The sequence below is a fragment of the Streptomyces sp. NPDC088553 genome (assembly GCF_044752965.1).
Lineage (GTDB): Bacteria > Actinomycetota > Actinomycetes > Streptomycetales > Streptomycetaceae > Streptomyces.
Genome location: NZ_JBIVMG010000001.1, coordinates 825,202 through 838,446, shown reverse-complemented (window position 1 = coordinate 838,446; position 13,245 = coordinate 825,202). Strand labels below are relative to the sequence as shown.

The 13,245-nt window shown below is 70.3% G+C and carries 9 protein-coding genes; 3 read left to right on the top strand and 6 right to left on the bottom strand.

Annotation, left to right across the window (positions count from 1 at the left end; translation table 11 throughout):
* Positions 1 to 64: 64 nt before the first annotated feature.
* Together ACIP8Z_RS03665 and ACIP8Z_RS03660 are read right to left on the bottom strand one after the other, a co-directional pair.
* On the bottom strand, positions 65 to 1,432 hold the full coding sequence (locus ACIP8Z_RS03665) for an MFS transporter (protein ID WP_402078228.1): 1,368 nt from the start codon (positions 1,430 to 1,432) through the stop codon (positions 65 to 67).
* Between the two features lie 624 nt (positions 1,433 to 2,056).
* On the bottom strand, positions 2,057 to 3,046 hold the full coding sequence (locus tag ACIP8Z_RS03660) for an NAD(P)H-dependent oxidoreductase (RefSeq protein WP_402078226.1): 990 nt from the start codon (positions 3,044 to 3,046) through the stop codon (positions 2,057 to 2,059).
* Positions 3,047 to 3,215: 169 nt separating this feature from the next.
* On the opposite strand from ACIP8Z_RS03660, the gene sigJ reads away from it, so the two are divergent.
* The gene (sigJ, locus tag ACIP8Z_RS03655) at positions 3,216 to 4,163 is read left to right on the top strand and encodes an RNA polymerase sigma factor SigJ (protein ID WP_402078223.1); all 948 of its coding nucleotides are present in this window, start codon (positions 3,216 to 3,218) and stop codon (positions 4,161 to 4,163) included.
* A gap of 233 nt (positions 4,164 to 4,396) precedes the next feature.
* Here the strand turns inward: sigJ and ACIP8Z_RS03650 are convergent, their stop codons facing one another.
* Positions 4,397 to 5,263: a GNAT family N-acetyltransferase gene (locus ACIP8Z_RS03650; RefSeq protein ID WP_402078220.1), complete on the bottom strand. Its 867-nt coding sequence runs from the start codon at positions 5,261 to 5,263 to the stop codon at positions 4,397 to 4,399.
* A 466-nt stretch (positions 5,264 to 5,729) separates the two neighbouring features.
* Positions 5,730 to 6,635 carry an AMP-binding protein gene (locus ACIP8Z_RS03645; RefSeq protein ID WP_402078217.1) on the bottom strand — a complete coding sequence of 302 codons (906 nt, stop codon included), beginning with the start codon at positions 6,633 to 6,635 and terminating at the stop codon, positions 5,730 to 5,732.
* A 122-nt stretch (positions 6,636 to 6,757) separates the two neighbouring features.
* Here ACIP8Z_RS03645 and ACIP8Z_RS03640 point away from each other — a divergent pair, with 122 nt between their 5' ends.
* On the top strand, positions 6,758 to 7,975 hold the full coding sequence (locus tag ACIP8Z_RS03640; RefSeq protein WP_402078215.1) for a PucR family transcriptional regulator: 1,218 nt from the start codon (positions 6,758 to 6,760) through the stop codon (positions 7,973 to 7,975).
* Between the two features lie 144 nt (positions 7,976 to 8,119).
* Here the strand turns inward: ACIP8Z_RS03640 and ACIP8Z_RS03635 are convergent, their stop codons facing one another.
* Positions 8,120 to 10,225, bottom strand: a complete 2,106-nt coding sequence (locus ACIP8Z_RS03635; RefSeq protein ID WP_402078212.1) for a SpoIIE family protein phosphatase — start codon at positions 10,223 to 10,225, stop codon at positions 8,120 to 8,122.
* Positions 10,226 to 10,573: 348 nt separating this feature from the next.
* Entirely contained in the window at positions 10,574 to 12,580 is a 2,007-nt protein-coding gene (locus tag ACIP8Z_RS03630) for an ATP-binding protein (RefSeq protein ID WP_402078209.1), read from the bottom strand.
* Positions 12,581 to 12,957: 377 nt separating this feature from the next.
* Here ACIP8Z_RS03630 and ACIP8Z_RS03625 point away from each other — a divergent pair, with 377 nt between their 5' ends.
* Positions 12,958 to 13,206 carry a hypothetical protein gene (locus ACIP8Z_RS03625; protein ID WP_402078207.1) on the top strand — a complete coding sequence of 83 codons (249 nt, stop codon included), beginning with the start codon at positions 12,958 to 12,960 and terminating at the stop codon, positions 13,204 to 13,206.
* Positions 13,207 to 13,245: the final 39 nt, after the last annotated feature.

The window sequence follows — 13,245 nt, the reverse complement described above, 5'->3', positions numbered from 1 at the left end:
CCCCGCTCGTCACGAGCGGGGCACCGGGCCTCTCAAGGATGTCCTGGAACGGGGCTCCAGGGACTCAGGCGTCGGCGCCGACCTTGGCATCGGCGGCGGTCCGCTCCTCGACCTCCCCCAGGTCACGGTCGCGGGTCTCCTTGGCGCAGGCGATGGCGACCACGGTGAGCAGCGCGGCGGCGATCACGTACAGGGCGATCGGGGTCGAGTCGCCGTAGTCGGCGAGGAGCGCGGTCGCGATGAGCGGGGCGGGGGCGCCGGCGGCCACGGAGGAGAACTGGGCGCCGATGGAGGCACCGGAGTACCGCATCCGGGTCGCGAACATCTCGGAGAAGAAGGCGGCCTGCGGCGCGTACATCGCCCCGTGGAGGACCAGGCCGACCGTCACGGCGAGCAGCAGGGAGCCGAAGGTGCCCCGGTCGATGAGCGTGAAGAACGGGAACATCCAGGCGCCGACACCGATCGCGCCGATCAGGTACACGGGACGGCGGCCGAGGCGGTCGGAGAGCGCGCCCCAGAGCGGGATCACGGCGAAGTGGACGGCGGAGCCGATGAGAACGGCGTTCAGCGCGGTCTGCTTGGAGAGACCGACCTCGGTGGTCGCGTAGACCAGGATGAACGCGGTGATCACGTAGTACGAGATGTTCTCCGCCATGCGGGCGCCCATCGCGATCAGCACGTCCCGCCAGTGGTGCCGCAGGACGGCGACCAGCGGCATCTTCTCGACATGACCGGCGACGGCCTTGCGCTCCTCGGCGGCGGCGAGGGCCGCCTTGAAGACGGGCGACTCGTCGACGGAGAGCCGGATCCAGAGGCCGACGACCACGAGCACACCTGAGAGCAGGAAGGGGATGCGCCAGCCCCACGAGGCGAAGGCGGCGTCGGAGAGCAGCGCCGTCAGCGCGGACAGCACACCGGTCGCGAGCAGCTGGCCGGCCGGGGCACCGGTCTGCGGCCACGAGGCCCAGAACCCGCGCCGCTTGGCGTCCCCGTGCTCGGACACCAGCAGGACGGCCCCGCCCCACTCGCCACCGAGCGCGAACCCCTGCACGAGCCGCAGCACGGTGAGCAGCACCGGGGCGGCGGAGCCGACGGTCGCGTGGGTCGGCAGCAGTCCGATGGCGAAGGTGGCCCCACCCATCAGGAGCAGGCTGAGCACCAGCAGCTTCTTCCGCCCGAGCCGGTCGCCGTAGTGCCCGAACACCAGCGCCCCGAGGGGCCGCGCGGCGAACCCGACCGCGTACGTCAGGAAGGACAGCAGGGTCCCGACGAGCGGGTCGGAGTCGGGGAAGAACAGCTTGTTGAACACGAGCGCGGCGGCGGACCCGTACAGGAAGAAGTCGTACCACTCGATGGTGGTGCCGATGAGACTGGCGGCGACGATCCGCTTGAGCGAACCGGGTGGCGTCGGGGAGGTTGTTGCGGCGGCCATGTGCACCACTTCCAGGCAAGTACGGGGACGATTCGGTGTCGCCACACCGTAGGAAGCGGCAGGTCAGGGGCGTATGTGGTGGGACACCACAGTTCGAGGTGGACGAGTGCGCTCAGCCGCCATGGCAGCCCCCCGCGGGCCTTCAAGAGGGCCCGGAAGCGCTGTGGGAGCGGCTGTCTTTGTTGCCCTGCTCCGGGGTGATCTGGCGGTGCGGTGCTGGCTTCCGTGCTGACTGAAAGCCCACGTCATCAGCGCGTGGCCAACGGCCTCGTGGCGCTCGGACCGGTCGACCCCACGGTGAATCCGGACCACCGGTCCTCGCCCCTGCTGACACCGACGCCCGCCGGCAAGGACGCGCCGGCCCGCGTGACCACGCGGGCCGAGGAGCGGCACCGCTTCCTCGTGGAGGACCTCCCCGACGAGGAGATCCGCGCCACGCGCGCCCCCACGTTCCTTGCCCTCCGCGGTGGCGACGGTGGCTTTGGCGGGAAGGCCGCCGCCGACGGTGTGCGGGTCGCTGTTGAAGGACGGCCGCGAGCAAGGCCCGGTTCCTGGGGGCAAGGTCCCCACGCATGTCCGCGACCACGTCCTCGCCGGCTGCTGAGGCAGCTCAGGATGATGACGTTACGGTTCGAGATCGACGACCCCCTTGCCGCCCAGGATGTCCAGCGGCACGGAGACCTGGTCGTGCGTGATCAGCCATTCGCCGTCGATCTTCCGGAAGCAGAAGGTCACCCGGACCCACATGCCGCCCGCCGCCGTCCCGTCGGGCAGCGTGCCGCTGAGCCGGCCGAAGCCGTGGGTGAACGCCACCTCTTCGCCCACCGTGGGCACCAGGTCGCGCACCTCGTAGGTCACCTCCTGGAAGAACGTGAACACGTTCGCCCAGTTCTTGAGTTTCTCGTCGATCCCCACGTGCTGCAGCGGCGGATCGATGTCGAAGGACACGACGTCCGCCGAGTAGAGCCGCCTCAGACCGTCGAGGTCCTTGGCCTGGATCGCGTCGACGATCCCGCCGATGTGCCGGCGGATCACGGCTTCGTCCGTCTCTCGCTGTGTGGGGGTGGCTGTCCGCCCTTCCGTGCTCCGGGCGACGACGTGATCCAGCAGTGTTTCGAGGGCGCCGGTGTGGTGGGCGCCCGGCTTGAGTGTCGCGTCGTCCTCGAAGTCGGTGTGCAGGGACAGCGAGACCTGCGGGGTCACCGCACCCATCTGGAGGAGCTCACACAGTGCCCGCAGCTGACGGGCCGCATGGGCGCCGCCGCCGGCGCCGTAGGAGACGAACCCAACGGCCTTGTGGGTCCACTCCGCGTACAGGTAGTCGATCGCGTTCTTGAGCACGCCGGGGATGGAGGCGTTGTACTCGGGGGTGACCATGACGAATCCGTCGAAGCGGGCGATGGTGTCAGCCCATGTGCGGGTGTGCTCGTGCTGGTAGCGCCCGGCGCGCGCGGGCAGCGGCTCGTCCAGGTGCGGCAGCGGGTGGTCGAGCAGGTCGATCACCTCGAACACGGCGTCGCCGCGGCGGGCCGCACGCTCGTGGACCCACCGGGCGACCTGGTCGCCCTTGCGGCCGGGACGGGTACTGCCGACGAGTATTCCGATCCTTGTCATCGCTGTCTCCTGAGGTGTCCTGCCCGGGAAATCCGGGCCGGTGGCGTCTCCGAGCAGTACGACGACACGACCCGGCGGAACGTCAGGAAGAGCCGAAGACCTGACAATCGGACGTGCTGTCTCGTCGGACCGCCGAGCAACGATCCGAGATCAGGGAGCCACCGGAACCATGACCGATCACGCGAAGTCACGGCACGACGAGTCCGACGCGGGCTTGGACGCGATCATCAGCGAGCGGCGGCGGCTGACCAGTCTCGCCTACCGGCTCCTCGGTTCCCTGGCCGAGGCCGAGGACGTGGTCCAGGAGACCTACACCCGCTGGTACGCCATGTCCCGACAGCAGCAGGACGCCATCGAGTCCCCTGGCGCCTGGCTGACGACGGTCGCCACCCGCGTATGCCTGGACCTCCTCGGCTCGGCCCGGGTCCGGCGCGAGCGTTACGTGGGCGAATGGATCCCAGAGCCGCTGCCTGAGCGGACCGACTGGATCAGCGGGCGCCCCGGCACCGCCGCGACCCATTCTTCGGACCCGGCCGACCGCGTCACACTCGACGAGTCGGTGAGCATGGCGTTTCTCGTCGCCCTCGAATCCATGACCCCGGCCCAGCGCGTCGCGCTCATCCTGCACGACGTCTTCGGTTACCCGTTCGCCGAGGTCGCCGGGATCACCGGCCGCACCCCGGCGGCCTGCCGTGAACTGGCCTCTTCCGCCCGGCGTCGCGTCCGCGCCTCCCAGCCCCCTGCGGCGCCGGCAGCCCACCAGGCGCTCCTCGTCAAAGACTTCAAGCAGGCTTGGGACGCGCAGGACATCAACGCCCTCGTCAGACTCCTCGCCCCCGGCGCGACGTTCACGGCGGACGGCGGCGGCGTGGTCGCCGCCGCGCTCCACCCGATCGAGGGCGGCGAAGGGATCGCGCGCTACCTCACCGACCTCGCCGTCCGGGCCTCCGACGGCCTGACGGTCCTGGAGCGCACGGTCAACGGCCGGGCCGGCCTGGTGATCGAACACGAAGGTGTCACCGTGGCCGTGTACGCGTTCGACGTCACGGAGGACCGGATCACGCACATCTGGGCGGTGCGCAACCCCGACAAGCTCCGCCCGTGGACGGCGGGCTGACCGACTGCGACGTCGACAGCGCGACGCCCACGGCAACCGGGCGCCCAGCGGATTCGGCACCCTGGACCCGCTCAACGTCCGCCGCCGAACGCAGAGCCGGGCGCATCGGTCAATCCACCGCGACGAATCATCCGACCATCATCGAACCCCAGCCCGCCCTATGTACTCAGAGGGCGTCCGGGCCCAGCCAGGGTCAGCGACGCGGCTTGTCCGGTATCGTCGCCTGATCATTTTCAGGCGGCGCGGCTGACGTCCAGCCGTTCGGACGACGGCTCGTAGCCGGCTGCCTTGTAGGCGGCGACGGCGGCGGCGTTCGAGGACGGGGTGCTGACGAGTGCGCTTGATGCGCCCAGTTCACGCAGCGCCGCCGCGGCGGCGAGGCTGATTGCCGTCCCGTAGCCGCGACCGCGATGGTCGGCGTGCACGCCCGCCGGCTCCAGCAGGCCGGGCTTGCCGGGCCCGGCAGACCAGACCGTCGCCGCGGCCACCGCGTTGTCCTGGTCGTCGTAGCCGATCAGGCACCGGGCGTCGGCATAGACCGGCCCCGCCGCGAGGACGTGCCAGATCTCCTCGGTGAACGCCGGGCTGCCGAACGCCGAGCGATGCACTGCGGTCCGCACCCCCGCCGTCTCCGGGCCGGCTACTTCGATCCGCAGGCCGGAGTCCTTCACCGGCTGGTCAAGGTCGCGGCGCAGCGGCGTCCATGGCTCGTCCGGAATCCAGCCCGCCTCCAAGAGGACCTCCCGGATCAGGGCGCCGCTGGGGATTTCGAGGCCGACCTTCCCGGGCGGCAGGACCCCGCGCTCCGGATCGTCGAGGTCTGCCAGCAGCCGACGCGCCAGACCACCGTCCTGCCGCAGATCCGGCGCGGTCGTCAGACGTAGCAGATCAGGGTCGTCCAGGTACCCGACGGCAATGATCCGACCGTCCACGCTCCAGGTGCGGACGGCCGCGGCCAGCCTCTCCGCGCCCAGCGCCCAGGCCCAGCCGAGGTCTCCCGGATGGAGTTGCAGCGGCGTGCGGTCGTCCTGCCATGCGCGGAGGGCATCCACGACCCCGGTCAGCCCATCGACGCCGGGCTCGTTCAGAACGATCGTCATGCCCCGCATCCCACACCATCACGGCGACCGGCCGCACCTGAGTTTTGTTCAGCCAGCACGTCACGCTTTGCCTCGTGGTCAGACTGGACGGCACAGTGTGTGCGGTATGTCGAGCTGTGGTGTTTCGAAGCGCAAGCGGCTTTCTGCGGCGCCATTGGCCGAAGCTGCGGCCGTTCCAGCATTGTCATGACGCCACTCAGGTGGGGCGCCGTTGAGCTGGATACGGATGATTCCGGTCGATCTCTGTCAAGGGGCTGGCGCTTGTGACGTCGGTGTTGCACTCCCACGCCCAGGACAGTGGCGTCCCAGCTGCTCTCGTGGTCGTCCACGCGTGCAGGGACGATGTCATCTATCCGGCTCTCAAGAAGCAGCCCTGTCAGGTTGGTTGGGGGCCGTTGTCCCCCATGGGGAGTTCATGGGCGTGGCCTATAGCGGGCGATCGTCTTTGATCCGGCCTTCTCCGCGTTCAGCCGGCGACGCTGCCGGCTCGTTGCGGCACGTTCGCTGGGCCGCGCCGCCGACGCCCCCTTCCGGGGCTGCCCTTGCCACCGCTGGGGATGGCGGCCGACGCGGTCACGCCCATTCGTCGTCGCGATCGATGAACCTCCATGCGCACGCCATGGGAGTCGGCGGAATCGACCTGGACGAAACCGGCTCCGGCGAGGACCGTGGCGTTCAGCCCACACGTCTGGCCGACGAGGCCGTGGATCGACGTGGTCGTCACCAGGGTGTCGTCCGGCGACAGGACGAGGATGTCGCTGGCGGCGCGGAAGGCGGCCGTTCGGAGAGTCTGATGGCCCAACTCCAGAGACCGCGCGTCCCCGCCTCCGGCGGGCCCGGCCGACGGCCACAGCACGACCGCGGGCTCGTCGCCTTGGCGGCGCACGGGCGTCGGGCAGCGCGGCCAGAACACGACCTGGTCCATGAAGGAGGGCCCCACGGGGACGCAGAGGCCATTCGACGCGACGACGGGGGCAAGCGGCCCGTACACCTCCTCTGTCGCGAAGACGACATGTGCACCAGTCGCCTCGATGCGGTGACGGATCGTCTCCGGGCCGAGGGCCGGGTCGAGGAGGGTCGCCACTGCTCCGATGCGGAGGGCGCCGTAGTACAGAGCGGCGAAAGCCGGGACGTCGTTCACCACAATGGCCACCCGATCTCCGGGCCGGACGCCGTGGGCGAGGAGGCCGCCGCCGACATGTGAGCTGTGTTCCTCCAGATCCGCGTACGTCCATGACCGCTGGTTCCAGCGCACGGCGGGATGGCACGGGTATTGGCTTGCCGTGTTCAGCAGGTTGGTGGCGAGGTTGCTCATCTCGGTCTTCCGCGTGGGATCGATCACCATTGACGGCGCGAACGGACTGCCGATCATGGATGCCGGAGTCGCCTCGTGGCTATGGATGCGATGACAGACCTTCTTGTCGGCACCGACAACCGTGGAGTATCGAGCGGGTGTTGACCATGAGTGTGGCGCGGGTGCCCTAGTCTCCAGTGGTGCCCGAGACTGCCCACCGTGCCGCCGTTTCCGACCTCGTCGCATCCCTGAGTACCAGGCTGGACGAGATCGTCGTCGGCATGGGCGACATGGTCGTCCGGGAGATCGACTTCTACCGGAGAGCGATCGTCAGCCGCGATGATCTGCACGACGCCCTCGGCCGGAGCGTCGGATTCATCCTCACGCACCTGGCCCGACCCGGCTCTACCGATGTCGACGTCTCCGCGCCCAGCGCCACCGGCCGCAAGCGGGCCTTCCAAGGCGCACCCTTGCCGGAGGTCCTGCGTGTCTACCGACTGAGCTTCGCCTACTTCTGGGAGGAACTCCTCTCCGAGGCTCAGCGGAGCGGACAGGGGGCCACACAGGCACTCCTCGCGACGGCCGGTCGCATCTGGTCACTCGCGGACGTCTACTCGACGGCGCTCACGGACTCGTACCGAGAGGCCGTCGCCGAACGGATGACGGAGACGGACCGCAGGCGCTCGGCGCTCGTCGCCGCTCTGATCGACGGGCCGACGACAGGCAGCGAGACCCTCTGGGAGATGGCGCGCGTCCTCGGCTTCCCCTTCCAGGGCGACTTCGTCGTGCTGATGGCCGAGGCGGCCGCGACGGCCGAGCCGCCCCTGAGCGGCCTCGACGCCAAGCTGCGCCCCCTCGGCGTCAGATCTGCGTGGCGAGCTCAGCCCGGACACGACATCGCGGTCCTCACCCTTCCCCGACCAGGAGGTACGGCCCCGGTGTTCGACGCCGTGCGCGCGTGTGCCACCGGAAGGGTTGGTTCCAGTCCCGTGTACCAGCAACTCGACCATACGCCGCAGGCGCTCAGGTATGCCCAGGTGGCCATGGAGTCGCTGGAGCCGGGAACGCCGGCGGTCCGTCAGCTCGACGACACCCCGCTGACGGAGCTCGTGATGAACAACCTCGACACCACCCGCCGGGCCGTCAACCGGGTGCTGGGCAGCCTGCTGTCACTGCCCGAGGACGAACGCACCACGCTTCTGACGACTGCCCGCGCGTGGCTCCAAGCACACGGTTCCGCAGCAGTGACCGCGCAGACACTGCACTGTCACCAGAACACCGTCCGATATCGCATGCACCGCTTGGAGGAACACCTTCGGGGACCGCTGACCGACCCGAGAGTCGTCGCGGAACTGTCGCTCGCACTCGATGCCGTAGGAACGTTCCCGTCGTTGTTGAAACCCTCTTCCCACCCCTGACCCGACACCGCGGCTCTGCTCGTGGTGCCCAGCTGTGTGCTGGAGGGAAGAGCCACCCCGACGTCACCCGGGTCCTTCCTTTGACTCCGCTGGCCCGCTCGGCCACCGTCGCTTCGCGAACTCCGCTCCTCCCTCCTCGCACCGTCAGAGGCGGTCCTGCCGCGGCCGTCGGATTTCGGCAAGAAGCAGGGCGACGTCGTCTGGGTCGTCAGGGCGGCGCATGGCGTCGACAAGCCGGGCACAGGTGGCGTCGAGGGGCGCGTTGGTCGGGCCGAGAGTGTTCAGGAGGAGGTCGAGGCGTTCGTCGATGGGGTCGTCTCGGGTTTCGACGAGGCCGTCGGTGTAGAGCAGGAGCCGGTCGCCGGGATGCAGGGGAACAGTGATGGAGTCGAAGTCGACACCGCCGACGCCGAGCGGGGCGCCGGCGGGCAGGCGAAGTAGTTCGGGTACCTGCCCGGCGCGCACGATGACCGGGGGCAGGTGTCCGGCGTTGGCGATGCGGCACTGTCCGGTGTGGGGATCGTAGGAGGCGTAGAGGCTGGTGGCGATGTAGTGCTCCAGGCCCTGGGTGAGCTGGTCGAGGAGGTGGAGGACTTTGTCGGGGGGCAGGTCGAGGGCTGCGTAGGCGCGGGCGGCGGTGCACAGCTGCCCCATGGTCGCGGCGGCGTCGATGCCGTTGCCCATGACATCGCCGATGACGAGGGCGGTCTTGTCGCCGGCCAGGGGAATGACGTCGTACCAGTCGCCTCCGACCTCATTGGCCGCCTGGGCCGGCTGATAGAGAGAGGCGACCCTCAGGCCGGGACGTTGTGGTGGGGCGGGGGGCAGGAGGCTGCGCTGGAGGGTTTCGGCAGCGGTGCGCACGTTCTGGTGATAGCGGGCGTTGTCGATGGCGATGGCGGCCCGTGCGGCCAGTTCCCGGGCGAGGAGCACGTCGTCCGCGTCGAAGGGCTCGGGATTGCGGACGCGCAGCAGGTCGAAGGCGCCAAGGATCTCACCGCGGGCGATCAGCGGAACCGCGAGATAGGAGTGCGCGCCGGCATGGGCGAGGGTCGTGGCGGCCTGCGGATCGCGGGCGACGCGCCGCAGGTCTTGCTCGTCGCAATGGGCCACGAGGACGGGATGTCCGGTGCGCACGCACTGGGTGATCAGCCGGTCGGGGCTGTAGGTGGCGACCTCGCCGACCGGGTCGGCCGCGTCGGTGATGTCGGTGGGGAAGGCGGAGGCGACGGCGAGCGACCGGAACAGTTCGCCTCCTTCCTCGCCCGGGGGCCGCGTGTGGGTGCGGTAGGTCAGCACGTCGTCCAGGACGTCGACCGCGGTCACGTCCGCGAGATCAGGGACGGCGACCTCGGCCAGTTCCCGGGCGGTCTGCTCGACCCCGAGTGTCGTGCCTATCCGGGTGGAGGCGTCGGCGATCAGTGCGAGTCGTCGCCGGGCCCGCTCGGCCTCGGCGGCCACCAGGTGCCGCTCGGTGACGTCGACGACCGAGGACGCCACCCCTATCACCCGGCCTGCGGGCCCGTGGATCCGGTAGTACGACACCGACCACGCGTGGTCATGATCAGGGTCGGCGCGCGTGCGGCTCACGATGTACTGGTCGAGGAGCGGCGTGCCCGTCACCAGCACGTGCCGCAGCGCCGACTCGACCGTTTCCACCCCGGGGTAGGCGTGGATGTCGCGAGGCCGACGCCCGATGTGTTCGGCAGCCGGCACCCCGTTGATCCGCTCCAGCGCGGAGTTGACCAGCCGGTAACGAAGATCGGTGTCCAGCAGAGCGAACCCCACCGGCGCCTGCGACACCAGCTGCTCGGAGAGCGCGAGGCGACCCTCGACGTCGTGCAACATGGTCTGGTCGACGGCGATCCCCAGCGCGTACACGTCGCCGAGATCATCCAGCAGCCGCATGTTACGGAACTCCACCAGCCGCGTCGCCCCGTCCCGGTGCCGGACGGGAAAGACCCCCGCCCAGCTCTCCCCGGTGCTCATCACCCCGGCGAACAGCTGCGCTGCCCGGTCGCGGTTCTCCTCGCTGAGCAGCAGCTTCGCCGCGTGCTGCCCCAACGCCTCCTCGGCGGTGTATCCGAACGTGTCGGTGGCCTGCGGGCTCCAGAACACGATCCTCCCACGGGCGTCCACCACGACCGCCGCGACGTTCAAGAAGTCCAGCAGACCGCCTGGCGCCTGCCAGCCCGGGCCGGTCGTCGGGGCCTCGGAGCCGTCGGTCTCAGGCGGAGCGTCGTGGGCCATCGCAGGCTCCCTCCACCCTGCCCCGGCAGGGCGCACAGGGCCGTCGGCTGAACACTTCCCTCCATGCTGCGCCCTCGGCGCGGCATGGAGCATCCCGAGGACGAAGATTCCGGCGTCGCGCCCCGCGGTCCGAGGCACGACGCCGTCTCGTGTGTACCCAGCCGAGGTCGGGACAGATCATCCAGGCGGGGCCGGGCCTGGGGTGCAGGTCGCGCGCCCGGGGGCAGGTGCCCCGATCCCCTCGCAGGGGCCGCCCTGGTACGGCTCCCCCGGAGGTGGACTGCCCGGACCCGTCCGGATCGGCTCCGGTGATCCGTTTCGGTTGGACAACGACAGCTGCGACGCCACTCAGAACAGGTCATGCGTGGCCGGAGGCAGCTCCGGCCGGGACCGTCCGGCTGCCCTGTGGTCCGGCTGGTCGGCCTCTGGTGTTGCGCGCGCGGCAGGCACGTGTGCTCGGGGGTGTGGAGAGGGCGGGGCGCTCTGGTCGATGTGGTCGAGCAGGTGGCGCAGGGCGGTGGACGCCTGGGGCGCGTCCAAGCGGGCGTCGAGGTGGGCGAGGGCGCGGCGTGTTCGGTGGCGGGCACGGCCAGTGCGTCCTGTGTGGTGGTCGGCGAGGGCACAGGCGTAATGGGCGAGGGCGGTCGCCCAGGTGTCGTGGCTGCCGGTCTGCTGGGCAAGGGCCTGACGCGCTGTGCGGGCTGCATGAGTGGGGTCGGTACGGGTCTGGACCACGGCCAGGGCGGCGAGACTGACCGTGGGGGTGGGGCCGCCGGGGACAAGGCCGGGGATGGTGTCGGCGGCGTGGCGGTAGTGGGCGGCGGCCGTGGACAGATCGTCGCGCTGCCAGGCGAGTGTGCCGTGTACATGGGCGATGCGGCCGATGAGAGCGTCGTCGCCGGTGAGGACGGCCGCAGGCCAGGCGAGGTTCAGGAGGCGGCGGGATGTGGCGGGGTCCGCGCCTGCGATGAGCCAGCCGGCGAGCCACTGGCATCGGGAGGTGAGGGGGCTGTCCGAAGGGAGGAGGGGCAGCAGTGTGAGGAGGTGGGCGGCACCCTCCTCGCGACGACTGTGGGCGGCCCACCAGAACCACAGGTGGAGGACGGTCTCCAGGACGATCTCGGCGTAGGGGTGGTGGCGGACAGCCCGGCGCATAAGGTCGGTCAGGTCGTCGTGTTCGTCGTGGGCGAGCTCGATGGCCTGCTGCTGCAGGCCGGTGTTCCACAGCGCTTCCGCGACCGAGGCAACGCTCCGACAGTGGCGGGCGTGCCGGTCCTGCGCCGCTCGTGATTCGCCCGCCGCCTCGAGGCGTTCGGCGGCGAAGTCGCGGGCGGCCCGGGACATCCGGTACCGCGGCTCACGTACCGCCCCGGGCACTTCCTGCCTTACGAGGACGCCGATCGCGGTCAGCTCGGCGAGCGCGGGAGGAACCTCGTCCGGGGTGAGGTCGGTGCTCTCGCAGACGAAGGTCGCGGCCTGTTCGGCAAAGGTTTCCACGAACACGCTGAGGCGTCGCCAGACCTTGCGTACGGCAGGTTCGCACAGGGCGTGCACGGCGCCGATCGATGCCCTGACCGACCGGTGGCGCCTGATGGTGCGGGGGCCCGGGTCGGTCAGCCAGCACTGCCCGTTCTCGAGACGGGCGACGAGCCGGCTCACGGTGGAGTCCTCCAGCTGGGCCGCGGCAAGCTCGAGCGCCAGGGGTACACCCTCCACCAGCGCGCACACCCGATCGACCGCCCCTCGCTCGGCCGTCATGATCCGCCCGCGCCCGACCGACTGAGCGTGAAGCAGCTCGGCCGCCGGCGAGAGACCTTCCGATGGGGCGTCGGTGTCCAGAGGTGCTAGCCGCAGTACGTGTTCGCTGCCGAGCTCCAGCGGGCGGCGCGCCGTGACCAGGACCCGCAAGGTCGGCAGACTCGTCAGCAACGACTGCACCAGCCTGGTGCAGTCGCCGTGCACGGGATCGACGTCGTCCAGGAGGAGCAGCAGCTTGCCGTCGGGCAGTGACCGCATCGCGGCCGCAAGATCCGCGGTCCCGGAGCAGCCGTAGGCCCCCGTCGCGGAATCCAGGGCCCGGGCGATGCGCGCCGCCAGTGCCCAGGGGGCGGCGGGAACACCGTCGTGCCAGCGGATGCGGACGATGGCCTCCCACGGACCGTCCTTCGGACAGGCCACAGCCCCCAGGGCCAGACGGCTCTTGCCGACCCCGGCCACGCCCGTCACGGTGACAAGCCGGTGCTCGGCGAGTGCCGTCCTCAGCGCCGCGAGTTCAGCGTCCCGTCCGACAAGTCCGAAGTGCCTGCGGGGACGGTCCACGAGCCGGCCACCGTCCTCCTGGCCTGCAGCCCACACGTTCGCCACTCCCTTCAACCGCCTCACCTCAATGGCCGTTCCGCCAGGGCTCGGAACGGTACGCACTGCTGTCTGAATCCTGCAGGTCGTGGTTGCAGAATCGTCACTGCAGGGCTTCACCGCACCCCAACGTCTCGCCCGTGCGCGAGGTATCGCCTCCGCGGCGTCCATCACCCTTCACGGTGAAGAAACAGGTCCCTTCGAGAGCGGCACAGCGGTGAGTCCGCCTTGGCACTGGGGAAGCGGGCGCCGCCTTGGGCGTGAAGGAGCAGCGGCGAGGCGCGCCTGCATCGGCCAGGTCAGCCGCCACCACCCGTCTGCGAGCCGACCGAGCGCCGCCGCCACCGTCCAGCGCCCCGGCCGCCTTCAGTCGGCAGATGCCGGACATCGCCGCCAGTGCCTCTCGCGAGGCACTCAGGAAGCGCGTCAAGGACGTACCAGTCGCCACGCTCGCGCAGCCTTGGTCCGTCCGAGCCGCCACCGAACGCCGCGCTCGCACCCTGACCCGCGCCGTGTTCGGAGCGATCGAGACCCTCATCACTCTCGTCGCCGCCACCAGCGCCATCCCTCCGACGCCCGGCGATCCCACCGACGACCGCCGCACGGCCCGGACGACCCGGGAGTGACGCAGAGGAAGGTTCCGCGCCCTCCGGCCCGAAGCTCGC